Consider the following 24,383-nt stretch of genomic DNA (forward strand, 5'->3'; position numbering starts at 1 on the left):
CTATGGCACGCCAGCTGCGACGGGCGGGGTCTTGAGGTTCTGGTCGAGCCAGCGGGTCATCTCCCACAGGGTGTGACCCACGGATTCGCGCGCGCGATAGCCATGGGCCTCCAGCGGCAGGACCACGTAGCGGACCGTTGCCCCCTGCCCCTTCAGCGCGGCATAGAACCGCTCCGACTGGACCGGGAAGGTGCCGGAGTTGTCATCCGCCTCGCCATGGATCAGCAGGATCGGCTCCTTGATCTGGTCGGCATAGGTAAAGGGTGACATGGCGTTGTAGGTCTCGGGTGCCTCCCAGTAGGTGCGCTGCTCCGCCTGAAAGCCGAACGGCGTCAGGGTGCGGTTGTAGGCCCCCGAGCGGGCAATGCCGGTCCGGAACAGGTCGGTGTGGGCCAGCAGGTTGGCGGTCATAAAGGCCCCGTAGCTGTGGCCTCCGACCGCGATCCGCGAGCGGTCTGCGACACCCATGGCCACGACGGCGTCGATCGCCGCGCTGGCGCTGGCCGAGAGCTGCTGGATGTAGGTGTCGTTGGGCTCGGCCCCGTCCTTGCCGACGATCGGCATCGTGGGGTCATCCAGGATCGCATAGCCCTGGGTCAGCAGGAACAGATGGCTGGAGCCACCCGGGCGCGTGAACCGGTTGCTCGTATCGACGACCTGACCCGCCACGGCGGCGTCGGTGAACTCGGCAGGATAGGCCCACATCAGGAGCGGCAGCGGTCCGTCGCGGTCCTTGTCATAGCCGGCCGGCAGATAAAGGGTGCCCGACAGCTGGACGCCGTCGTCACGGGTGTAGGTGATCAGCTGCTTTGACACCCCGGCCAGCTGTGGCGCGGGATCGGGAAAGGCGGTCAGGGGCGTGACACTCCCGCCGACCGTGCGGATCTGAAGATTGGGCGGATCGATCCGGCTCTCGCGACGCGTCAGCAGGCGGCTCCCGTCGTCGTCCAGAATCCCGACCACGGTTTCGTAGTCGCCCGAAGCCGACTGCCAAAGACGGGCGGTCTGGCCGGTCGACAGGTCGAGCGTGCCAAGGAAGGGATACTCACCTTCGCGTGTGGCGCCGTCGCCATCGACGAACATCTTCGACCCGTCCGCGGTGAACTGGATCACGGCCCGGCCTGCGGCATTGGTCCTGAGCACCGGGGAGCCGGGGTCGTTGTAGCGGTCCTGATAGTTCCGATCGACGATGACGCGGCCGGTACCGGGGTTCGATGGATCGACGACGGCGCGGGTCTCGTGCCGGGTGTTGAACCAGCGGCTGTTCACCAGCGCCACGTCCTCGCGACCCCAGGTGATTCCGGCGAACCGTTCCTGCAGGTCGATCAGGGTGGTCGGCTGGCCGCTGAAGGGGGCCTGCAGCATCAGGACGCGATCGCGGACCTCGGCGGGCGTGCGGGGATCGCCGCCGTCCTGGGCCTCGACCCAGACCAGAGTCGAGGGCGCATCCGCCCGCCACTGGGCCGAGCGGGGCCCCGGTGCCACAGCATCGAAGGGCGGCGGGATGTTGTCCCGCAAAGGCAGGTTGGCGACGGTGTGGACCACCGCGCCGGTCATGTCGGTGATGACCACATCGGCCGGGAACAGATTGGCCGGGACGACATAGCTGAAGGGCCGTTTGGCAACGGTCCGCAGCATGAACCGGCCGTCCGGCGAAACGGACGATCCCAGGATCACACCCGGCTCGCCAACCGTACTTGCCTGGCCATTCAGAGGGACCAGCGTGGTCTGGGCGGTGAAGTAATGGGCAAACAGGGCCTCGTCGCCGGGATCGGTCAGCAGGTCCTGATAGGTCCGCACGGGCGCGGCGCGGCCACCGGTCTCGGCGAGGATCGGACCCGAGGGCGCAACGGTCACGTCCGGTGCCGGACCCCGTCCCTCCGGTACGGCCTGAACCACGAGGCCCGAGCTGTCCGGCAGCCAGCTGAAGCCGCCACCGGTCGCGGCATTGACGCGGGGACCAAAGACCTCACGGGCCCGGGCCGTGGCGACGTCGGCTACCCACAGGGCCATGCCATTGCTCTGATCCATCAGGAAGGCGATCGACTTGCCGTCGGGCGACCAGGACGGCGAGGTGAAGCGTGCACCTGCTGGCAGGGCGACAGGACGCGCGGCCCCGCCCTCGACCGGCTGGACCGAGATGCCGGTCAGCCAGGTGAGGCGACCATTGGCCGGCCCATTGTTCCGGGGATTGATCCGGTAGCCCGCCAGCCGCAGCTGGGGCTCAGCCAGTTCGGCGATGGACGGCAGGTTCGACCGCTCGAACAGGGCAAGTGTAGTGTCGTCGGGGCTGATCGACGGTGTCGGGGTGGGCTTCGTATCGAGGATGGTGGCGATAGGGCTGGGCGGCTGCTGATAGGTCAGGGCCGCATCCGGGGCCTGCGCCAGAGCCGGGACGGCTGCCAGCAGCACGAAGGCCGGAAGGAAGGTCCGAAGAAACCGATGCCGCATGACGTCCACCCTGAATTTACTGTTCCACCAAGGTGTAAGGGGCGGATCGCCAGAGCGTCAACGTCCATGCACGTCACCGCCTCCCGCGGGGTCGAGCCCGGAGGCGGTATCGCTATTGGCGGTGGGGTACGTCCGTCAGGTACGCGGGGCGACCGTGGCGTTGGTATCAACCCAGCCGACAATCTGGCTGTTCAGGTCACGGGTTGCGGTCTCGAACGCCTGGACGATCGTTTCCAGACGGTTCTCGGTCGCCGGCTGCCGCACCGTGAAGGTCTGTTCGGCGAGGATCTCGCGGTCGCGCATGAGCCTGGCGCGTGCGGCCACGACGATCGTCGGGGCACTTCCAGGCGCATCATAGCGTGCCTCGAACGATTGAACGTCGATGTCCAGGGTCTGGTCGCCCCGCACGCCCTCGCGCCCGCCGATCAGGCGAACACGCTGGGCCTGGCCGGCAAAGGCAGTTTCCAGGCTGTCGCTGTAGAGCGCCGGCGCAGGCGTTACCCAGCGCGCACCCGCAATGTAGGCCGCCTGGTTGCCCGTCACGCCGAGAAGCCGGTCGGTCTCTGCGGCTTGAGGAAACTCGATCAGGCGCAGGCTGACGGATGGTGCGGTGACCGGCAAGGTGGTCGCGGTGCCGGCATCGCTTCCAAACCGGTACATCTGCACGACCGGAGGTGCCTTGAGCAAAGAACAACCGGTGAGCGCGATGGCGAGACTTGAGACGGCGAGAAGACGGACAGCATTCACGGTTGCACCTCGATTTCCTTGGACTGGCCGCGGGCGATGAAGTCGCGCGGGCTGGCCCGCACCTCGTTCACCAGACCCTGCAGCGAGCGGGTCGCTTCTTCCAGTCCGGCAACGGACTGTTCCAGTTGCGGCAGGCCGTTGCGGGCAAAGTCGCCCAGCGGCTGTTCCAGTCCCGTCGCCGTGCGGCTGACCGAGGCAATGGCTGCCCTCGCCTCCTCGGCGGCGGCGTTGATATTGGCGACAGCCTCGGTGCCGTCGCCCTCGATCAACTGGCGGGCGCTGACGCCCAGGGCCTCATATTCCCCAATGGCCGCGTTGGCCTTGGCCAGGGCCTGTTCCAGCTCGGCGAACATGCCCTTGCGAGCTTCCAGTTCGCTGGACAGGGCCTCGACATTCTTGATGCTGGTCGACAGCGAGCGGATGTTGTCGTCGGACATGACCCGGTTGATGCGGTTCAGGGCGTCGACGGTCTGCGCCAGCACCGTACCGGAACCGCTCAGCAACTCGGCGATCGGCGAAGGCTGGCTCTGGATCACGGGAATGACGCTCTCAGGATACTGGCTCTTGAGGATCGCGCTCTCCGGGTTTCCCGCGGTGATCTGGATGTAGTTCAGCCCGGTGATGCCCTGTGGCTCGAGCTGGGCGCGCGAGGTCACGCGGACCGGCGTGGTGCCATTCAGGCGAACGCGGGCGATGACCTGGTCACCCTGCTGGGGGTCGAGGTTGAGATCGGTGACCTCACCCACGCGGATGCCGTTGAAGTGCACTTCCCCCCCCTCCGACAAGCCCCTCACGGGGCCGTAGAAGACGATGTCGTAGACATCATAGTCCTCGCTGAACGACAGGCGGGCCAGCCAGATGAAGAACACCGCAAGCGCCACCATCAGGGCGACGGTGGCAATGCCGACGGCTGCGTAATGGGCGTCACGTTCCATGGGTTGGTCTTCCTTCAGGCAGCCTTGGTGGCGGCGCGTCCGCGCGGCCCCAGGAAATATTCCTTGATCCACGGATGATCGGAGCGTTCCAGCTCCGCCACCGTGGCCTTGGCGACAACATGCTTGTCAGCCAGCACCGCGACCTTGTCGCAGATGGCATAGAGGCTATCGAGGTCGTGGGTGATCATGAACACGGTCAAACCCAGGTCGTCCGACAGATTGCGGATCAGCTCGTCGAACGCGGCCGCGCCGATCGGATCGAGACCCGCCGTCGGCTCGTCCAGAAACAGCAGTTCCGGATCCAGAGACAGGGCCCGTGCCAGACCGACCCGCTTGCGCATGCCGCCCGACAGCTCGGCCGGCTTCTGATGGTGGACCTCAGGTTTCAGACCGACCATGGCGATCTTCATCTCGGACAGTTCGCGGATGGTGTCCTTGGATAGGCTGGTGTGCTCGACAAGCGGCGAGGCCACGTTCTGAAGCACGGTCAGTGACGAAAACAGCGCGCCCTGCTGGAACAGGGTCCCGGTACGACGCTCGATCTCCGCAGCCTGAGCGCGGGTCATGTCCGCAGTATCGTGGCCAAAGATCCGGATTGACCCGCCCTCGGGCTGTTTCAGGCCGATGATGGTGTTGAGCAGCACGGTTTTGCCGGTGCCGGACCCGCCGACCACGCCCAGCACTTCTCCCCGCACCACATCCAGGTCCAGGTTTTCGTGAATGGACCGCTCGCCGAACTGGCTGAGCAGACCCCGGACCTCGATCACGACATCGTCGCGGTCATTGCGCACGGGATCATCAGAGAGGGGTTCGGTCAGGGTCTCGTCGCGCACGGTCAAACGTCCAGCTCCATGAAGATCAGAGCGAAGACGGCATCGAGGAAGATGATGGCAAAGATGGCCTGAACCACGGCCGCCGTCACCCGGCGACCCAGGCTTTCGACGTCGCCCGCCACCGACATTCCCTGTCGGCAGCCAATGGCGGCCACGACAATGGCAAAGACCGGAGCCTTGATCAGGCCCACCAGCAGGTGGTTGCCCATCATCGGGTCCTGCGACATCTGCTGGATGAAGAAGGTCGGGCCGTAGCCCAGCACGCCCCAGGTCACCAGCAAGCCCCCGAACAGTCCGGTCAGCATGCCGACAAAGGTCAGCAGCGGCAGCATGACCACCATGGCCGCCAGTCGGGGAATGACCAGCGCCTGGAAGGGATTCACGCCCATGACCTGCATGGCGTCGACCTCCTGGGTCATGCGCATGGAACCGATCTCTGCGGCAAAGGACGAAGCCGAACGCCCCGCAAGGAGAATGGCCGTGATCAGAACCGCCAGCTCGCGGAGGACCGCCACTGCGACCAGTTGCACGGTGAACACGCCAGCTCCCAGCTGGGACAGGAGGTTGGCACCCAGCAGGGCGATCACCGCGCCGATGAAGAAATTGGTGACAGAGATGATTGGCATGGCATCCAGCCCTGCCCGTTCGCCCTGACTGAACCAGGCGGGCCAGCGAATACGACCCGGGTTCCGGAAGGCTGACCCCACGGCCAGCACCAGACGGCCGAGAAAGGCCATCGACAGGATGAACTCTGCCGCGATGTCATAGACACCAAGGCCGACCTTGGCGAAGCCGCGGATGAAGGCGGGCGACCGCCGCGGCGGCGGTGCACTTTCCCGTTCCAGTTTTTCGACCATGGCATAGACGCGGCCGGCCTCTGGCCGTTCAGCCCAGGCATCCTTGGGCAAGATCACGTCCGAAGCCTGGACGATGGCCAGAGCGCCGGCGGTGTCGAAACGGCCGAGTTCACTGAGATCGATCGCGGCCAGCGTTTGGCCGGACAGAGCCCGGCCCAGGTCCAGGGTCGACCGCCCAAGCCCGGTCGTCGTCCAGTCGCCCGTGAGGCGCAGGACGGTCCCGCCCTCGCGGTCCTCGATCTGGTAGGCTGCTGAACTCATCTACGTCTCTTTAGCCGAGGTGCGGCCAAACGCCCAAGGCTAAGCCTGCCCGGGCTCGCAACAACGCAGTTCCACTGTTCCGGTTTCGTCACACCGAACGATACGCATCACAGCAGAGTCCGGACGCGCCGCAGGTCGGCGACAAAGGCCTCGCGCTGCTGCGCTCGCAGGACGGGATCGGGCAGGCGCAGAAGGTAGGACGGGTGGACGGTGATCAAGCCAGCCGACCCGTCGTCAAGCGCCAGCGCCTGCCCCCGCTCACGGGTGACGGCGACCTTGCGATCCAGCACGGCAAGAGAGGCCGTGGCTCCCAGCATCAGCACGGCCCTGGGCCGGATCAGGTCACGTTCAGACGTCAGCCACCAGCGACAGGCCGTCACCTCTCCGGCATTGGGGGTCTTGTGCAGACGGCGCTTGCCCTGGGGTTCGTGCTTGAAATGCTTGACGGCATTGGTGACGTAGACATCGGACCGTTCGATCCCCGCCTCGATCAGGGCATCGTCGAGAACCCGTCCGGCGGGGCCCACGAACGGTTTACCGGCCAGATCCTCCTGATCCCCGGGCTGTTCGCCCACGATCATCAACCGGGCATTCCGGGGCCCCTGGCCACAGACACCCTGTGTCGCGTCGCGCCAGAGGGGACAGCGGCGACAGCCCTGAACGCCGGCGGCCAGTTCGTTCAGGTCCACAGGCAGGCGATCCTGTGGTCCGGTCTCGCGATCGAACTGGGCGACGATCCGCTCGGTGCGAGGGTTTGGTGCCGATGCCGGGGTCGCGACCATGGTCTCGGATCGCCCCTTTGCTGCGGCGATCATCTCGGGAATGAGGGCCGCCTCGGGCAGATTCTTCCAGTAGCGTTTGGGCATTTCGCCCTGCATCGTCTTGGTCTTCAATCTCGCGGGATTGAAGGTCGAGGCATAATAGGTCTTCCAGAACTCCTCGACCTCGTCTTCCTGCGGGGCCTGATCGGCGGTGGCGGGCGGGCCGAAGGTCAGGGTCTTCAGGTCCCAGCTGCAGGATCCGTCCGGCGTGAGGATCGACCAGCGCATGTTCTGGAAGCGGCGGACGAAGAACGGCGCGGTCTTTTCCAGCACACGATGCGCGGGCTCGAACCAGGCGATGGCGTTCGGGCCGTCCGCGTCCTCGATCTCGCGAAAGCGGACGAAGGCCTTCATCTTGTGCGACGCGCGGCTGACATTCTTGGCGCGATCCAGCGCATCCACCACGTCGATGTCAGACGTGACCTTCATCAGGTCGGGCTCGTCGCGCAGCCGCCAAAGCAGGCGATACATCAGATCGAACCGGTCGGCAGATCGGTGAAGGATGACCTGCTGGGCCAGATCGACAAAGGTCTTGGATACGGTGAAATTCTGCTCGATCGGACCGGCCGGTGAAGCGCGCGTCCCGGGTGCCAAGGTTTCCGCCTGGTCGAACAGACCGCCCTGCTCCGCCGAGCCGCCGACCCTGAAGGACGCCTGTGCCGGTTCGACGCCCTCGAGCCTGAGAGCACGGGCCGCCACCCGCCAGCCATCGAAATCGATTTCGTGGGCGAGGGTCGCGACCCGCATCAGAACAGGCTCAGCTGCACCGGCTTCGGCTCCGGCGACAGGCGAACCCGCAGGTCGGCGGCATCGGTCAGGCCCCCGGGTGTCCAGTCCAGCGCGGTGATGAAGGGGCGGACCTTGTCGATCCCCCGACAAAGCCGCCCGATGTCCTCCAGCCGCAGGGTGCGCCAGCGGCGGATCGAGACGATCCGGTTGACGGACTTCACCCCCAGGCCGGGCACCCGCAGCAGGTCCTCGCGATCCGCGGTGTTCACATCGACCGGAAACCGTTCGCGGCGGTTCAGGGCCCAGGCCAGTTTCGGATCGATGGCAAGGTCCAGCATCCCGCCGGTCGCCGCTTCGCCGATCTCAGGCGCCGAGAAACCGTAGAACCGCATCAGCCAGTCGGCCTGATACAGCCTGTGTTCGCGCATCAGCGGCGGCTTCGACGACGGCAGGACGGCACTGGAGTCGGGGATGGGACTGAAGGCCGAGTAATAGACCCGCCTCAGCCCGTAACCGCCATACAGGGAAGCACTGCGATCCAGGATCTCCGTGTCAGGGGCACCATCAGCTCCGACGATCAGCTGGGTCGACTGTCCGGCCGGCGCGAACTTCGGCGGCCGTGCGCGGTCCTTCTTGCCCGGTCTTGCGGCCTCGACCTTGAGCCGGACCTGGCTCATGGCCTTCTTGATGACGGCGGTGTCTTTCTGGGGGGCGAGCCGGACCATGGCCTCGTCGCGGGGAAGTTCGATGTTGGCAGACAGACGGTCCGCATAGAGGCCCGCCTCCTCGACCAGCCGCGGGTCAGCCTCGGGGATCAGCTTGAGATGGATATAGCCCCGGAAGTCGTGCTCCTCGCGCAGCTTCTTGGCGATCAGCACCAGCTGCTCCATCGTGTAGTCGCCCGACCGGATGATACCGGACGACAGGAACAGGCCCTCGATATAGTTCCGCTTGTAGAAATTCAGCGTGAGATCAACGACCTCGTCGACCGTGAAGCGCGCACGCTGGACGTTCGAGGACACCCGGTTGATGCAATAGACGCAGTCGTAGATGCAGAAGTTGGTCAGCAGGATCTTCAGCAGGCTGACGCAGCGACCGTCCGGCGTATAGGCGTGGCAGATGCCCATGCCTTCGGTCGAGCCCATGCCCTTGCCTCCGACCGAGTTGCGCTTGCTGGTCCCGGAAGACGCACAGGACGCATCGTATTTGGCTGCATCGGCCAGAACAGCCAGTTTTCCACGAAGATCGAGTTGAGCCATGTTCGTGTTATGTTCTTAATGCAGAACAAGGTCCAGCGTGGCCGTGGAATTCGCGTCGGAGTGACGCGGATCAGGTCAGGAAATTGAGGAGCGACACGTTCCTGAGCTGGTTGATCACCTGCGCGGAAGCCTGGATCGCGACCTCGGACAGCTTGATGTCGACAGCCGCCTGGGCGAGATCGGCGTCGGTGCGCTGGCCGACCAGCGCGTCCAGCTGGGACAGCTGAGCAGCGTTGTTTGCGTTGATGCTCTCGACCTGCTGGAAGAGTGCGCCGTTCTGGGCCACGTGAGTCAGGAAGTTGCCGCCCGCCGTGGCAAGCTCACTGAGTTTTCCCGTCAGAAACGTCTTCTGGGCTTCGGTCAGCTTCGTCGCAAAGGGTCCGTCGGCATTGGTGTCACTGAAGGCACGGATCTCGCGCATGATCTCCAGTGCTTCGGTGCCGATTTCATCCGCGAGAAAGCTGGAGTCAAACGCAGTGGTTTCGGAAATGCGGGAGCGGGTCTTCAACGAGCCGTTGTTGAACGCCGAAGCGACGTCCGGCGCAGCGACGAGCTGATCCAGCGTCGTGAATTCGACCGGCGTCTCGACGGAATTACCACCGGAGAAGACAAATTGACCCTGATGTTCCATGTTCAGGGCACCCCTGAAATCCTGGAAGGCGGCTTCCAGTTCGAGGTTGATCGTCCCGCCCGCCTCGTTGGCAATGCTGTTGCCGAGGGCCGATCTCAGCCGGTCGATCGCACTCGACCCGCGGGATAGCGCGAGGTCCTGGGTTTCCAGCCGCGCCAGCAGGGTGTCGCCGGTGTCGATGAAGCCCTGGATGCGGGCCTGCGCGCCCTTCAGCGCCGTCAGACTTTCCGAAGACCGTCCGAAGCCCTGAAGATCGTTCGCGACCTTCTCCGTTGCCAGTCGCTGCTGTGCGTCGAACTGGCGGTTCTGGGCCGCAAACAGGTTGAGCAGGGCCGAGTTGTAGTTGCCCAGGGTCGAGACGCGGGTCATCAGATCATCCCCAACAGAGTGTCATACAGCTCGCGCGATGCCTGGATGAGGCGCGCCGAAGCGTTGAAGGCTTGCTGGTAGGTCGTCAGGAGGACCAGCTCCTCATCAAGATTCACGCCTTCGAACGCCGTCTGGCGCGCCGTGGCCTCGGTGCGGACGGCGACGGCGCTGTCCGCGCGCGACTTCGAGGATGCGGCCTTTCCGCCGATCGTGCCGGACAGTTCAGCGGCATATCGCGAGACCGTCTGGGTGCTCGCCCGCCCACCACCCGCTGCCTGGAAAGCCGTCGACCGGTTGCCCGCATCGGCCAGGGCCGTTGCCCCGCGACCATCGCCAGACAGCAATCCTCTCGATCCCACCGCTGCAGTGAAGTCGAACTCGGCGAGCGCCAGCTTGGCGGCGTTCTGACGGACGTCGGATCGGACTGTAAAGCTGTCGGCGCGCGTGGCGCGAACCCCGGCCCCGACACCGAACAATCGGGTGAAGGATACGCCCGAGGGGACCTGGGCCGTCTGGTCGTCGAGTGTCTTGAGCGTCGGCGCCGGATCGCCATTGCCCTGAAACGTCAGCTCACCGGCCGCGCTCAGAGAGAAACTGCCATAGCGGCCGATCCCGGTGATCGGATCATTCAGAGCTGTGCGCAGGTTCTCGACAGTCGCGCCCGCAGGCACGGTGAAGGTGACGTCACGCAGCTTGCTGCCGCGATCGTCCGAAAGCCGGAAGCGGACCGTCTGTCCCGCCGTAAAGCCGTGAGGCGATGTTCCCGTCAGACCGGTTTCGTAGAGGGCCGGACGCCCCGACTGAACGAGGTCGTTCAGACCGAAGAAGTGCGAGAACCCGCGATCGGCGCGGTTCTTCGACGGGTTGGCGGGATCGTCGGCAACGACGACACCATTGCCGGCCGAGGCCTCGATCGCCAACACGCCATTGGCGAAGCTGGCGGTCCCGGCGGCTCCGAGCTGGGCATTCAGCACCGTGAGAAAGTTCGCCGGTGTCGCCGCAGCACCGTTCACGGTGATGGAAGCACCGGAAAAGACGATATCCGCTCTCGCCTGTACAAGGCCCGCAGAATTGGTGACCGCGACCGTCGTCGAGCCGGTGAAACCGCCAAGCGCGGCCTCGAGCGACTGCCCGATGTTGCGGCCCGTCAGGCTGTTCGGGGCGGGCACGGCCGAATGGGCGTTGTGGGCCCGGTTCAGCTCGTCGGCCAGATGGGTCAGAAGTTCGGCGAGACGCTCGGCGGTCTCCGGCGCATCGACGTCGCGGAGCTCCAGAAGGCCCTTGATTTCGCCTGTCGTGATCAGATCCGTCAGAGGGCGAAGCTGTCCGCCCGGCTCAGTGATCAGAACCTCGTTGAAGACGGTTTCCGGCGTGACCTTGCCGGCGCGTTGATACTCCAGCGTTGCGGCACCGGGACCGACCAGCAGGGCCCCGCCGCCTGTCCGAAGCGAGATACCCCCATTCCCCATCCCTGCGGAACGGACATCCAGAAGGCTGCCGAGTTCGGCGACCAGCATGGCCTGGGCCCCCTGCGCACCCGAGGCGTCTGCATTCAGCGCCGTCGCGCGCGCGATCTCGACATTGAGCGCATCGATGTCCCGCAGGAGACCATTGACCCTTTCGACGGCCGTGCCGATCCGGCTGTCGGCATCCTCCCGGGTGGACTGGATCTGGCCCGCGACGCGAGCGGCATCCCCAAGAAGCGCCTCCGCCTTGAACAGGGCTTCCTGGCGACGCGGTGAGGATGGCGCGTCCTCCGCGACCGTGGCGAAGGCTGCGAATACGCCATCGATGCTGGAAAAGAAGCCGGTCGTTGATCCCGGATCGCCAAACAGCGACTGGATACGGTCATAGAGTTCGCTGCGCGCCTCGTAGCGACCCGCATCCGCATTGGCACTCAGGCTCGCCGCCTGCAGGAAGCGGTCCGTGGCCAGCCGGACCCGTCCGATCTCGACACCTGAACCGGTGCCCTGGCTGGTCAGCGACTGCTGATCGGCGATCTTGCGGACATAGCCCTTGGTGTTGACGTTGGCGACGTTGTCCGAGACGATCCGGAGCTGCGCCTGCGCCGTCGCAAGACCCGAGTTCGCGTTATTGAGAATGGCATTGAGGGACATCAGACGCGCTCCGCGCGGAAGGTTCCAGCCCATGCGCCCGGCAAGCCCTGCCCGGCAAAACGCAAAATCTGCCCGGTCGACATGTCGGCGAAAGCTGACAGTCCGTTGACTTTATTACAGGAAATGATTCGCGAAGGGGCCATGATGGCGTTTTCACGCAATTGCCGGGCCATCGCCGAGGCGCGTCCCGCCCTACCGGGCAAAAACCGTCACGACACGGCAAATTTGGTCGACCGATCTGTGCTCCGGCAACAGCACACCTGACCGTATTCCCATAGTTTTCAGTGCCATGCTCCCAGGTCCGGGATTGGCCCAAGGCTTGCGACAGCCATCCCGAATGATCCGGCGCAGCAGGCGCCAGCCCCCATCGAGACGCCTGCCCGCATGTCCGCATCTGCCATCCTGTCACCCGTCACCGTCCCGCTCTCCGGCCAGTCCGGTGGGGGAGCCGCTGACGCCTCGGCATCTTCGGGCGATTTCGCAGCTGTCCTGGCGGCTGAATCGCCCGAGACGCCTGCATCGCCTCAAGGCGGGTCCCTGAACGTTCCCGAAACAACGGCCCTGCCGATCAGCGAGCAACAGGTCGCGGACAATGATGGCGCGCCCGAAGACGTCGCTGCAGCCAGCGCGGCCCTGCTGGCTCCACTCTGGATCCAACTGTCCAGCGTCACAGTGCCGAACGGAACGGGCGGGACCGACCAGCAGGTCACCTCTGACACGGCGGTCAAACCTTCGACCGACGGGGTCGGACTCCAGACGTTCCCCGCGCAGGATCTTGCGGTCGGTCCGGAGACGACCACAGACGAGCCTGTGTTGCCTCCGGTGCCCGGCAAAGACGCTGACGCCAGGTCGGCGGTTGTCGCCGAACAGGCGAAAGCGACGGCCTTGGCATCGGCCGTCGAGGTCGCTGCACAACGTTCTTCGACACCGGCCGGTGACGCTGCACTGGCAAGCCTGCGAGCCTTGCCCGGCGCGGCGGCCCTTCAGCAGGCGACGATCACGCAGCGCAAGGTCGACGTCGCCTCGAACGGGTCCGCTTCGGCGGACGCTCTTGCCGAAAAGGACCTGTCCGCTTCTGCCGGCGCGAAGATATCCGACGGGTCTTTGGCACCTGATGCGGACCTGGCCGGCAACAAGGCGTCACAGCCCGTCGATCGCTCTGCCCTGACGTCTTCAGCCGGTATGCCGAACGCGGCGGGCATCGTGCTGGCGGACGCCGGATCATCGACCGAGCCCCTGCCCGCATTCGCTGACATCGCGCAGGTGTTGACCGATACGGACGCCCCAACGCCTTCGGGAGCGGCATCAGCGTCCGCGTCCACACCTCTTGTCTTTGCTTCTACCGAGACACTGTCGCTTTCCAGCCTGTCGCGCGCCACCATCGAGACCACTGCCCAGTTGGCAGCGCAGATCACCCATCGCCTCGCGGGCCAATCGACCCGGTTTGAGCTCGGCCTGACGCCCGAGGGCCTTGGTCGCGTGGACGTGACACTCGACATCGACAGCGACGGGCAGCTTTCGGCCCGACTTGCCTTCGACAATCCCCTCGCGGCGACGGAGTTGCGCGGGCGTGCCGACGACCTGCGGCGTCAGCTTGAGGATGCCGGCTTCACCGTGGCGCGCGATGCGCTCGAGTTTTCCAGTCGCGACAGCTCATCCGGCGGCGGCACCGATCGACGCCAGCAACGCGCAACGGCCTATGCCGACCGCCATGCGGCCCAGACCGACCTGGTCGACGCCCCGCCCGCATGGACGCTCCCCTCATCCAGCCTGACGCCTCGCGGCGTCGATGTGAAAGTCTGAAATCATGGTCGATGGCGTTTCTTCAACGACCGAAGCGGCCTCGCGGACTTCCGCAGGACGGATCGGCCTGGCCTCGAATTTCGAGACCTTCCTGCAACTGCTGACAACGCAGCTGAAGAACCAGGACCCGCTGTCTCCGCTGGATTCCAACGAGTTCACGGCACAGCTGACCCAGATGTCGGGCGTGGAGCAGCAGTTGCTGACCAACGACCTGCTGACCAGCCTGCTCGCAGCGCAGCAGGGAAGCGGTGGCCTGTCGGGTGCCTCGAACTACATCGGCAAGGAGGCGACGGCGGCCTGGAGCGCGACCGAGCTGACCGACGGAGCTGCCCAATGGTCCTACGAGCTTGGGACGGCGGCCAGCGCCGCCAAGCTCGAGGTCGTTGATGGTTCTGGACGGGTCGTCTGGACCGGCGACGCCCCTTCTCGCCAGGAAGGCATCAGCGACTTCGTTTGGGATGGCAAGACCACCGCCGGAGCCCAGCTACCCGACGGCGGCGTCTATACGCTGAAGGTCTCCGCCCAGAACGCAAGCGGTGGGGCCGTCGACAGCCAGGTCCTGACCCGCGGCCGGGTGACCGGTATCGAGCTCTACGAAGGCCAGCCCTATCTGGCGATCGGGCAGTCCATCGTGCCGCTGTCAGCGGTGATCGCCCTCGACGAAATGCCGACACTTGCCAATGCCGCCAACGACGACGGCTCGCCCGTCGCGAACCTGATGGCCTCGCTCAATCCTCTCAAACTGTTCTCTTAAGGAATACCTGTCATGAGCATCAACAGCGCCCTTCTGGCCGGCGTCTCCGGTCTGACCGCAAACGCCGCTGCCCTGGCGGCGATCTCGCAGAACATCGCCAACGTCAACACCGTGGGCTACAAGCGCACGGCCAGCGATTTCTCGACCGTCGTCAACAGCCAGTCGCGAGGAACGGGCTATTCGGCCGGCGGTGTTCAGGCCACAGCCCGCCACTTCATCAGCCAGAACGGCCAGCTCCAGCGCACGGCATCGAGCACCGACCTGGGGATCGAGGGCCAGGGCTTCTTCGTGGTGGCCGACCGGGCCGAGAACCTCCTTCCGACTGATACGCGCCTGTTCACGCGGGCCGGAGCGTTCACGCCTGACAAGCTGGGTTATCTGCAGAATACGGCGGGGCTGTATCTGCAAGGCTGGCCGATCGACAACAATGGCAACATCAACAGCGATCCATCCGATCTGAATCGCCTGCGGTCGATCAATATCGGCAACGTCGGCGGGACAGCCGAACCAACAACGCGCATCCAGCTCAATGCAAACCTGAACGACGCACAGCCGCTGAACCCCGACCTGGCCAGCTATGACGCGGCTGATCCTGCATTCAGCCTGGCACCCTACAATCGGACCGACGAGGCACCGACAGGGTTCAATCACGACTTCAGGCTCACGGTCCCGGTGTCGGACTCCAAGGGCGGTCAGCGCACCCTTGCCATCTCCTTCCTCAAGAGCGACGTCCCCAACGAGTGGTTCGCCGAGATCCATGCCGTCCCCGCGTCGGACGTCGCAGGAACAGGGACTGTTCCAGGCCAACTGGCCTCGGGGCGTGTTCGCTTCACGTCCGAGGGACGCCTCGACATCACGGCCATGACAGGCGGCGGCACGCCCGCTGTGCCCGTACCGGCCGAAGGCTGGCTGTTTGCGGACTTCAGCAATCCATCGCTCACCCTCGCAGCATCCAACGACGCGGCGGCCACGGGCCCGAAATGGGCCACCGCAGCCGGTATCGACGCCCAGGTCATCAATTTCGACCTGAACACTTCGGCAGGTGGCCTCAGCCAGCTGAATACCGAGTCAGGCGTCCTCTCGACGATCACCAACGGCACCGCCTTCGGCAATCTGAGCGCCATCAACATTGATAAAGAAGGCTTCGTCACCGCGAATTTCGACAACGGGGTGACCCGCCGGATCGCGCAACTCGCCATCGCGACCTTCACCAGCCCGGACAACCTGCTGGAGACGAGCGGCAATGCCTATCAGGTCAGCCAGACGTCCGGCACCTTCAATCTGAAGACCGCAGGCGCAGGCGGCGCCGGCGATATTGCCGCCTCTCAACTGGAGGCGTCGAACGTCGACCTTTCGGCAGAGTTCACCGGACTGATTACCACCCAGCGCGCCTATTCAGCGTCTTCGAAGATCATCACGACCGCCGATGAGATGCTTGCCGAACTGATCAGCATCAAACGCTGATCGGTTGGTAGCATTTCGTAAACTTCAATGAATCGTTGCTCAAACTCTGGATGGAATGACTCTGTGGACGGATTGGATTTTATCTTTTCCTTCACCACGACGCTTAAACGGCCTTTAGGCGCGACGTGGCACATTCGCATCTCAGAACTGGTGATGAATGAGGCATAAGCCCATGTTGCAAGAGCGACGCCTGAATCAAAAAGGCGAACAATACGTGGTTGGACCGACGGGCACGCCGCTGACGCTGCGGGACCTCCCGCCGCCGAACACCGATCGCTGGGTGATCCGGCGCAAGGCCGAGGTCGTCGCTGCCGTTCGCGGCGGTCTGATCAGCGTGGATGACGCTCTGGCCCGCTATCGCATCACGGCGGAAGAGTTCCTGGCCTGGCAGAAGGCCATCGACAAGTGGGGCATGCAGGGCCTGCGGACGACGCGGATTCAGGTCTACCGCTCCTAGCCGAACGGACTTCGCCAGACCGGCACGGAAAGAAGGCCGCTTCCCGCAACGGAAGCGGCCTTCGTCGTTTCGCCTCCGACCTCGAAAAGCCGCACCAATACGCCTATATGGCCGCCATGACCCTGGTCGACGACCTTTGCCCGATCCCCGACATTGCCCGCCCCGACATGGATGCGGCGATCGAACAGGCTCGGCTGGCCGTCGGCTTGCCGCCTGGGGCACGGGTGGTTGCTGCCATGTCGGGCGGCGTGGACTCCACCGTCGTCGCGGCCCTGCTGCACAAGGCGGGTTACGACGTCGTCGGGGTGACGCTGCAACTCTACGACCACGGCGCGGCTCTCAAGAAGAAGGGAGCCTGTTGTGCGGGGCAGGATATCCACGACGCACGCCTGGCGGCCGAAATGCTGGGCATCCCCCATTATGTGCTGGATTACGAAAGCCGGTTCCGCGATGCGGTGATCGACCAGTTTGCCGACAGCTACCTGCGTGGCCAGACGCCAGTGCCCTGCATCCGGTGCAATCAGACCGTCAAATTCCGCGACCTTCTCGACGTCGCCCGCGATCTGGGGGCCGAGGCCATGGCGACCGGGCATTATGTCCGCCGATCGGTGATGCCGGGCGGACAGGTCCAGATGCGCAAGGCGATCGATCATTCCCGCGACCAGTCCTATTTCCTGTTCGCCACGACCCGTGACCAGCTCGACTATCTGCGGTTCCCGCTCGCCGACCTCGAAAAGCCCCAGGTGCGTGGGGTGGCATCCGAGCTCGGGCTCAGGATCGCGGCCAAGCCGGACAGCCAGGACATCTGTTTCGTGCCCTCGGGCGACTATCGGACCCTGATAGACCGTCTTCGCCCGCAGGGACGCGAGGCGGGCGAGATCGTTCACATGGACGGTCGGGTCCTCGGTACCCATGCCGGGATCACCGATTACACGATTGGCCAGCGCCGGGGCCTGAATGTCGCGGTGGGCGAGCCGCTGTTCGTCACCAGGCTGGACCCCGAGGCTCGGCGGGTCATCGTCGGTCCGCGCGAGGCCCTGCTGACGGCCTCCCTGACGCTGGATGAGACCAACTGGCTGGGTAACGAAGGCTCGATAGAGGCGGCGGCCGATGCGGCAACGTCAGTGCTGGCCCGTGTCCGCTCCACCCGGCCGCCCTCGCCCGCCAGGCTTTCGCGCGTCGATGGGGTGGTGTCGGTCGTATTCGAGACCGGAGAGGAAGGCGTGGCCCCCGGCCAGGCCTGCGCCCTTTACGACCCCACCGACCCGGACCGGCTGCTCGGCGGCGGCTTCATCCAGACGACCACGGCCGTTGTCTGACGACCTGACCGGCGAATGGCCGCTGGCCCGACGCAGCGCCTTGCCGGCTGCATTTACCTGGCTGCGGGAAGCGTTTCCGCGCAGCCGGTGGGACGAAGCCTCTGTCCCCGGAAGCGCAACCCACTGGCTGCAGATGCATGCGGGCTTCCGGCAGGCGAGCCGTCACATGGAGAAGGTCGCCGAGGCCTATCGCAGCGGGAGCATTGACCTTCGCGACTTTCATGGTCGGTTGCTGCCGACCCTGTCCGGCTTCCTCCAGCACCTTGACGGACATCACAGGATCGAGACGACCCACTATTTCCCGCAGTTTCGCGCGATTGAGCCGCGCATAGCGCCCGGGATCGACCTGCTGGACCGGGACCATTATGCCGTCCACGCACAGCTGGAAAGGCTCGCGGAATGCGGCAACGCCCTGCATCGGACGGTTCGCGCGGGCAACATCAATGCCGTTGATGATGCAGCGCGCATGGCCGATGCGCTGGATACCGCAGCCTCGCCCCTCCTTCGTCACCTCGACGACGAGGAGGATATCGTCATCCCCCTGATGGCGCTGAGGGGCTGAGCTGGTTCAGTCTTCCCCGACGGCAGCGTCTCTTGGCATGACGTCACCGACAGTCGGACGGTTGGCGGCACGGGTCATGACGATGTCACGGCCTTTCACGATCTCGCTGCAGTGTCCGCAGGCGATCCGGGGATCCAGCGAATGGCCGCAGGTCTTGTGGACCAGGTCAATGCCGCTGTCGGTGTCGCCATAGACATGTTTGGCTCCCCAGGCATGCAGGGTTACCAGAACGGCCGACAGGTCCTTGCCCTTGGCCGTCAGCACATATTCGTTCCGCGGCGGCCGCTCGGAATAGAGACGAGGTTCCAGAACACCGTGCTGCACCAGCGTCTTCAGCCGGGCGGCGAGGACGTTACGCGCAACCCCGAGCCGATCCTGCCACTGCTCGAACCGGCTGACTCCCTGAAAGGCGTCGCGGATGACCAGCAGGGTCCAGGGGTCGCCGATCACTTCCAGAGTGGCGGCGATGGAACAGCTTTGTTTTGAATAGTCTGCGGTACGGCCCATGCAAACAAAGGTGACCCTGCGTCAGCAGATTTGCAAGTGGGTTGCCAAAAGGAACGGTCCGGATAAACCGCATCCAGCAGATCCTGTCGTCCGGCTTGCCTTGCGCGCGCTCAAGGACGATCTAGCAGGCACAACAGTCCGAGGTTTTCCATGTCCGATCCCGTCGTCATCTGTTCCTTTGCCCGCACGCCGATGGGTGGGTTCCAGGGAGCCCTGTCGAGCGTCAAGGCCACTGACCTGGGTGCAGCCGCGGTCCGTGCCGCAGTGGAACGCGCCGGCGTCGCCGATGTGCAACAGATCTACATGGGATGCGTCCTTCCGGCCGGTCTGGGTCAGGCTCCTGCCCGACAGGCCGCGCTGGGGGCCAGACTCGGTCTTCAGGTCGAGGCCACGACGGTCAACAAGATGTGCGGATCCGGTCTTCAGGCCGCGATGATGGCCCACGACGCCCTGCTGGCGGGTACGGCCGATGTCATCGTTGCGGGGGGCATGGAGTCGATGTCGGGTGCCCCCTATCTGATGGCCAAGCACCGCAGCGGGGCCCGTATCGGCCATGACGTCATCTCGGACAGCATGTATCTGGACGGACTGGAAGACGCCTATGAGCCGGGCAAGCTGATGGGGGCCTTCGCCGAGGAAACCGCCCGGGACTATCAGTTCACGCGCGAAGCCCAGGACGCCTATGCGCTGGAAAGCCTGAAGCGCGCACTGGCTGCCATCGAGGGCGGTGCCTTCGATGCGGAAATCACCCCGGTTGAGGTCAAGAGCCGCAAGGGCACCGAAACCGTCAGCCGGGACGAACAGCCCGGCAAGGCCGATCCGGCCAAGATTCCGAACCTGAAGCCTGCCTTCAGCAAGGACGGGACAATTACCGCAGCGAATGCCTCGTCCATTTCGGACGGCGCTGCAGCGCTGGTGATGACCCGCGAGAGCGTGGCGCGCGCCATGGGGCTGCCGATCGTGGCCCGGATCGTTGCCCATGCCGCCCACGCCCACGAACCGGCAAAATTCGCGACAGCCCCTGTCCCCGCGATGCAGAAGGTCCTGACGAAAGCCGGGTGGTCGGTTGATGACGTCGACCTGTGGGAAGTCAACGAAGCCTTCGCCGTCGTGGCCATGGTCGCCCTGCACGACCTCGGGATCGACCACGCCAGGCTGAATGTGAATGGCGGTGCGACCGCCCTCGGACATCCGATCGGGGCCTCGGGTGCGCGGGTCCTGACCACCCTGCTGTCAGCGCTTCAGGCGCGTGGCGGACGTCGTGGCGTTGCATCCCTGTGCATCGGCGGCGGCGAGGCCGTCGCCATGGCCGTTGAACTGGCCTGAAGTCCGGTCGTGCCTGGGCACATCAGGCGCGCGAGGGCGGCGGGCCCATACATCAGGATCATCATGGCCAACGCTCCCGCATCAAGTCATTGCGAATAAGAATGCTTCGCAAGTATGCCGTCTGTTGCGGGCGGTGCCAACCTGCTTTGTTGGCAACGCCACAACGGAGCAACAGCCATGCGTGAAGACGGAAAACTGGATTACCTCGAGATGCCGGCGGGTGACCTGGCTACGGTGAAGGCGTTTTATGGCGAGGCCTTCGGCTGGACCTTCGAGGACTTTGGCCCGACCTACGCTGCCTTCGACCAGGGTCTGGACGGCGGATTCGATGCCGACCCGGCGCGAACGCTCACGCCCCTCCCCGTGCTGTTTGCAACGGATCTCGAAGCCATGCTGGCGAGGGTCGAGGCGGCCGGCGGGGTGATCCTGCAGGCACCCTTTGCCTTTCCCGGCGGGCGCCGGTTTCATTTCCGCGACCCTGCCGGCAACGAACTGGCGGTCTGGTCCGAAACCTGAGACCGGGTTTTTGCGGTGTGAGCAGGGCGGCTTTCCCGAGCCTGCAGCCTGTCATTGTGTCTTCACGTTTCGAATGCGAACGACCATGATCGAGACTGGCTCAGTTGCCGGATTCTCGGCCGCATAAACAGTATCGAAGCCAAACTGGCACCCGGGCGTTATCGGAGCCAGCGGGAGACGTCAGACGTGCATGAAATCGGCAGTGACATCGACCTGGCTGCGGCATTCGCAGCATCGCCCAACCCCTATATGCTGCTCACGCCGGACCTCCGCTACGCCGGTATGAACCAGGCCTATATGCAGGCTGTCGGCGTTGCGAAGCGGGAAGATCTCATCGGCAAACCCATCTTTGACGTCTTCACGGCGGGTGACGGCGCTGAGGCTCCCGAGAGCGTCAGGCTGCTGCGTGCGTCTTTCGAGAAGGTGCTCGACACCGGCCAGCCGGACCATATCGCGCTGATCCGGTACGCCATGCCCAGCGGGCCGGACGGGGCCTTCGAGGACCGATACTGGAGCGCCACCCATACGCCTGTGAAAAACTCTTCCGGCGAGTTGACCTACATTCTCCAGCACACTTCCGACGTTACGGAGCTGGAACTTCTGCGGCGTCAGGCCGGCGCTGCCGAGCGGCCGTTCGTTGTGTCCGCACTCGATGCGATCATCGGTGGCGACCTGCTGAAGCGCGCACGCATCGTTCAGGAAGACAACCGTCGCCTTGAGATCGAGCGCTCGCGTCTGGTCGAGATGTTCATGCAGGCCCCCGGTTTTGTGGCCGTTCTGTCAGGCCCGAACCACCAGTTCCAGCTGTTCAACGAAGCCTACCGCCGGATCGCCGCCTATCGAGACCTGAAAGGCAAGACGGTCGAAGAGGCCCTGCCCGAAGTGCGGGATCAGGGGTTCATCGACATGCTGGACAGCGTCTACCAGACCGGCGAGCCGTTCCAGGGCCGCAATGTCCTGGTCCAGATCGCAAGGCCTGAGGGAGGGGCTCCGATCGAGAGCTATCTGGATTTCATCTACCAGCCTATCCGCGACGACTCCGGCTCGGTGGTCGGGATCTTTGTCCAGGGTTTCGACGTCTCCGATGCCGTTCTGTCTGCTGAACGGCAACGGCTGATGATCGACGAGTTGAACCACCGGGTGAAGAACACGCTCGCGACGGTCCAGTCGATTGCCATGCAGACGGCCCGCTCACATCAGGATCCGCAGACCTTTGCCGAAAGCTTCCAGTCCCGACTGGTGGCACTTTCGCACACCCACGATCTTCTGACGCGAAGCCACTGGGAAGGCGCCGACCTTCGAGACATCCTGCAGCACGAGACCGTGGTCCACGACGAGCATCGCGTCGTTCTGAATGGGCCCGCCGTTCCGCTGGAGCCCGCAGCGGCCCTGTCTCTGGGGATGATCTTCCACGAACTCGCCACCAATGCCGCCAAATATGGTGCGCTGGCTCATGAACAGGGCCGGGTCTTCATCGACTGGTCTGTGGCGAACCAGAACGATCGCACCCTCACCCTGGTCTGGCGCGAGGAAGGCGGACCGCCTGTCGTGGTGCCTGACCGTCGGGGCTTTGGTACCCGCTTGATCGAACGAAACATTCGGCACGATCTGGCGGGCGTCGTGAATCTGAGATATCTGACCAGCGGCTTTACTGCGGAGATTTCTTTTCCGCTGGACCGAGGACGTCAGTTTGAACCAACCGCTTGATGGACGACGCATTCTGGTCGTCGAGGATGAATCTCTGGTCGCGATGCTGATCGAGACGATCCTGGAGGACATGGGCTGCCATACCATCGGTCCGATCGCTGGCGTTGACGAAGCCCTTCGCACCGTGGCCGAGGACTTGAAGATCGACGGGGCGCTTCTGGACGTCAATGTGGCGGGCCGTGAGGTCTTTCCGGTCGCCGAGGCCCTGAAGGCCCGTAATGTGCCCTTCGTATTCTCGACAGGCTATGGCGAAGGGGGCCTCCCGGAACACTGGCGGGGACAGTCGACGATCCAGAAGCCCTTTACCGAACAGACGATCCGCGATGCCCTCATGAAGGCCCTGGGTGTCGCTAACGTCTGATATCCTTCAGCACGGCCTTCGCTGCATTATGGCCCGGCGCGCCGGTCACGCCGCCGCCGGGATGGGTGCCTGACCCGCACAGATAGAGCCCCGGCACCGGCATCCGGTGATCCGCATGGCCCAGGACAGGCCGGGCGCTGAATAGCTGATCCAGCGTCAGCCGCCCGTGAAAGATATCGCCCGAAATCAGGCCGAACCGCCGCTCCAGATCGCGCGGCCCCAGCGCCAGCCGGCCGATGACCGAGGCCTTGAAGCCCGGCGCCTGAGCATCGATCGTCTCGATCATCCGGTCGGCCACGGCCTCGCGATGTTCGTCAGCGAGATCGGGCGCGACATGCTGGCAGAACAGACTGGCGACGTGCTGGCCGGGCGGGGCCAGGGTGTCGTCGAGGGTCGAGGGAATCAGCATCTCCACGATGGGCTCGCGGGACCAGCCGTCCAGCCGGGCGGAGGCATGGGCGCGATCCATATAGGCCAGCGATGGTGCAACGATAATCCCGGCGGTGTGATGGTCACCGGGCTCGGGACGGCTGGTGAAACGGGGGAGTTCCGACAGGGCGACATTCATGCGGAAAGTCCCCGACCCGGAGGCATATCGGCTCATCCTCTCCGTGAAGTCGGGCGGGACGACCGCAGGATCGACAAGCCGGTCGAACAACAGCCGGGGATGCAGGTTCGAGACCACCGCCCTGCCCCGAACGACGTCGCCCGCCCCGGTTACCGCGCCCACAGCCCGGCCCTTGTCCGTCAGGACCGATGCGACCGGCGTGTCCAGCCGGATGTCGACACCGGCCTCCGCACAGGCCGCAGCCATGGCCTGGGTGATCGCCCCCATGCCGCCGATGGCGTGCCCCCAGACGCCCTTTCGGCCGTTCACCTCGCCGAACACATGGTGCAGCAGCACATAGGCTGACCCTGGCGTGTAGGGGCTGGCATAGTTGCCCACCACGCTGTCAAACCCGAACAGGGCCTTGATCGGGTCGCTCTCGAACCAGCCATCGAGCCAGTCGCCAGCCGATTTCGTGAACAGGTCCAGCAGGTCGCGCCGCCCCTGGGTGTCCAGTCCCGCGGCCCTTCGCCCGAGGGATCCTGCCGAAAGCAGGTCCGGCAACATCGCTATCCAGCCCCCGCCGGTCCCATCTGCCGTGACATTGGGTGGCGCGCGCAGGATCCATTCGCGCAGGACCGCCGCCACGACCTCCAGCCGGCGCTCGTACTCGGGCAGCCGCTCGGCATCGCGGGTCGAAAACCGCGCCACCTCCGCCTGGGTACGCCCCTCCCCCGCGCAGAAACCGTCACCGCCCGGGAGCGGCAGAAAGTTCGACATTCTCCGCTCGACCACACGCAGGCCGTGTCCGGCCAGATCCATATCCGCAATGACGCGGGGGTTGAGCAGGCTGACGGTATAGCTGGCGGTGGAATTTCGGAATCCCGGATGGAATTCTTCCGTCACGGCCGCTCCGCCGACGACATGATGGCGCTCAAGGACGGTGACCTTCAGACCGGCACGCGCCAGATAGAAGGCGCAAACCAGACCATTGTGCCCTCCACCCAGGATGACGACGTCGGATCGCGTTTCAGTCATGGGTCGCCCGGG

At 64.9% G+C, this 24,383-nt stretch carries 22 protein-coding genes; 10 read left to right on the forward strand and 12 right to left on the reverse strand.

Annotation, left to right across the window (positions count from 1 at the left end; all coding sequences use genetic code 11):
* From GGR13_RS15490 to GGR13_RS15535, 10 genes are all read right to left on the reverse strand, one after another.
* A complete protein-coding gene (locus GGR13_RS15490; RefSeq protein ID WP_183214504.1) occupies positions 1 to 2,451 on the reverse strand; it encodes an alpha/beta hydrolase family protein in 2,451 nt (816 codons plus the stop codon).
* 135 nt (positions 2,452 to 2,586) lie between these two features.
* Entirely contained in the window at positions 2,587 to 3,198 is a 612-nt protein-coding gene (locus GGR13_RS15495) for an ABC-type transport auxiliary lipoprotein family protein (RefSeq protein WP_343060448.1), read from the reverse strand.
* A complete protein-coding gene (locus GGR13_RS15500; protein ID WP_183214505.1) occupies positions 3,195 to 4,133 on the reverse strand; it encodes an MlaD family protein in 939 nt (312 codons plus the stop codon). The genes GGR13_RS15495 and GGR13_RS15500 overlap by 4 nt, the downstream gene beginning before the upstream one ends.
* 14 nt (positions 4,134 to 4,147) lie before the next feature.
* Positions 4,148 to 4,951, reverse strand: coding sequence for an ABC transporter ATP-binding protein (locus tag GGR13_RS15505; RefSeq protein ID WP_183214681.1), 804 nt, complete (start codon positions 4,949 to 4,951; stop codon positions 4,148 to 4,150).
* Between the two features lie 17 nt (positions 4,952 to 4,968).
* Positions 4,969 to 6,084 (reverse strand): MlaE family ABC transporter permease, encoded by a 1,116-nt coding sequence (locus GGR13_RS15510; protein WP_183214506.1) that lies wholly within the window; start codon positions 6,082 to 6,084, stop codon positions 4,969 to 4,971.
* Positions 6,085 to 6,191: 107 nt separating this feature from the next.
* Entirely contained in the window at positions 6,192 to 7,652 is a 1,461-nt protein-coding gene (locus GGR13_RS15515; protein WP_183214507.1) for a UdgX family uracil-DNA binding protein, read from the reverse strand.
* Entirely contained in the window at positions 7,652 to 8,893 is a 1,242-nt protein-coding gene (locus GGR13_RS15520; RefSeq protein ID WP_183214508.1) for a putative DNA modification/repair radical SAM protein, read from the reverse strand. Before GGR13_RS15520 ends, GGR13_RS15515 begins: the two co-directional genes overlap by 1 nt.
* Before the next feature lie 70 nt (positions 8,894 to 8,963).
* Positions 8,964 to 9,893 carry a hypothetical protein gene (locus tag GGR13_RS15525; RefSeq protein WP_183214509.1) on the reverse strand — a complete coding sequence of 310 codons (930 nt, stop codon included), beginning with the start codon at positions 9,891 to 9,893 and terminating at the stop codon, positions 8,964 to 8,966.
* On the reverse strand, positions 9,893 to 12,010 hold the full coding sequence (gene flgK, locus GGR13_RS15530; protein ID WP_183214510.1) for a flagellar hook-associated protein FlgK: 2,118 nt from the start codon (positions 12,008 to 12,010) through the stop codon (positions 9,893 to 9,895). The genes GGR13_RS15525 and flgK overlap by 1 nt, the downstream gene beginning before the upstream one ends.
* Positions 12,010 to 12,183, reverse strand: a complete 174-nt coding sequence (locus GGR13_RS15535) for a hypothetical protein (protein WP_183214511.1) — start codon at positions 12,181 to 12,183, stop codon at positions 12,010 to 12,012. Before GGR13_RS15535 ends, flgK begins: the two co-directional genes overlap by 1 nt.
* Before the next feature lie 211 nt (positions 12,184 to 12,394).
* Here GGR13_RS15535 and GGR13_RS16720 point away from each other — a divergent pair, with 211 nt between their 5' ends.
* From GGR13_RS16720 to GGR13_RS15565, 6 genes are all read left to right on the forward strand, one after another.
* Positions 12,395 to 13,813, forward strand: coding sequence for a flagellar hook-length control protein FliK (locus tag GGR13_RS16720; RefSeq protein WP_246347919.1), 1,419 nt, complete (start codon positions 12,395 to 12,397; stop codon positions 13,811 to 13,813).
* 4 nt (positions 13,814 to 13,817) lie between these two features.
* Entirely contained in the window at positions 13,818 to 14,567 is a 750-nt protein-coding gene (locus tag GGR13_RS15545) for a flagellar hook assembly protein FlgD (RefSeq protein ID WP_183214512.1), read from the forward strand.
* A gap of 12 nt (positions 14,568 to 14,579) precedes the next feature.
* Positions 14,580 to 16,031 carry a flagellar hook-basal body complex protein gene (locus GGR13_RS15550; protein ID WP_183214513.1) on the forward strand — a complete coding sequence of 484 codons (1,452 nt, stop codon included), beginning with the start codon at positions 14,580 to 14,582 and terminating at the stop codon, positions 16,029 to 16,031.
* Positions 16,032 to 16,203: 172 nt separating this feature from the next.
* Complete coding sequence (gene sciP, locus GGR13_RS15555; protein WP_183214514.1) at positions 16,204 to 16,488, forward strand: CtrA inhibitor SciP; 285 nt, start codon at positions 16,204 to 16,206, stop codon at positions 16,486 to 16,488.
* A 107-nt stretch (positions 16,489 to 16,595) separates the two neighbouring features.
* Positions 16,596 to 17,807: a tRNA 2-thiouridine(34) synthase MnmA gene (gene mnmA, locus GGR13_RS15560; protein ID WP_183214515.1), complete on the forward strand. Its 1,212-nt coding sequence runs from the start codon at positions 16,596 to 16,598 to the stop codon at positions 17,805 to 17,807.
* On the forward strand, positions 17,800 to 18,369 hold the full coding sequence (locus GGR13_RS15565) for a hemerythrin domain-containing protein (protein ID WP_183214516.1): 570 nt from the start codon (positions 17,800 to 17,802) through the stop codon (positions 18,367 to 18,369). The genes mnmA and GGR13_RS15565 overlap by 8 nt, the downstream gene beginning before the upstream one ends.
* Before the next feature lie 6 nt (positions 18,370 to 18,375).
* Here the strand turns inward: GGR13_RS15565 and GGR13_RS15570 are convergent, their stop codons facing one another.
* Positions 18,376 to 18,876 (reverse strand): winged helix-turn-helix transcriptional regulator, encoded by a 501-nt coding sequence (locus GGR13_RS15570; protein ID WP_183214517.1) that lies wholly within the window; start codon positions 18,874 to 18,876, stop codon positions 18,376 to 18,378.
* Between the two features lie 150 nt (positions 18,877 to 19,026).
* Between GGR13_RS15570 and GGR13_RS15575 the strand changes: the two genes are divergently transcribed.
* From GGR13_RS15575 to GGR13_RS15590, 4 genes are all read left to right on the forward strand, one after another.
* Positions 19,027 to 20,202 (forward strand): acetyl-CoA C-acyltransferase, encoded by a 1,176-nt coding sequence (locus tag GGR13_RS15575; RefSeq protein ID WP_183214518.1) that lies wholly within the window; start codon positions 19,027 to 19,029, stop codon positions 20,200 to 20,202.
* A 177-nt stretch (positions 20,203 to 20,379) separates the two neighbouring features.
* The gene (locus GGR13_RS15580) at positions 20,380 to 20,718 is read left to right on the forward strand and encodes a VOC family protein (protein ID WP_183214519.1); all 339 of its coding nucleotides are present in this window, start codon (positions 20,380 to 20,382) and stop codon (positions 20,716 to 20,718) included.
* Between the two features lie 186 nt (positions 20,719 to 20,904).
* Entirely contained in the window at positions 20,905 to 22,425 is a 1,521-nt protein-coding gene (locus GGR13_RS15585) for an HWE histidine kinase domain-containing protein (protein ID WP_343060449.1), read from the forward strand.
* Entirely contained in the window at positions 22,409 to 22,786 is a 378-nt protein-coding gene (locus GGR13_RS15590; RefSeq protein ID WP_183214520.1) for a response regulator, read from the forward strand. The genes GGR13_RS15585 and GGR13_RS15590 overlap by 17 nt, the downstream gene beginning before the upstream one ends.
* Here the strand turns inward: GGR13_RS15590 and GGR13_RS15595 are convergent.
* The gene (locus GGR13_RS15595) at positions 22,776 to 24,371 is read right to left on the reverse strand and encodes a phytoene desaturase family protein (RefSeq protein WP_183214521.1); all 1,596 of its coding nucleotides are present in this window, start codon (positions 24,369 to 24,371) and stop codon (positions 22,776 to 22,778) included. The genes GGR13_RS15590 and GGR13_RS15595 overlap by 11 nt on opposite strands.
* Positions 24,372 to 24,383 lie beyond the last annotated feature (12 nt).

The organism is Brevundimonas variabilis (genome assembly GCF_014199945.1).
Taxonomy (GTDB): Bacteria; Pseudomonadota; Alphaproteobacteria; order Caulobacterales; family Caulobacteraceae; genus Brevundimonas; species Brevundimonas variabilis.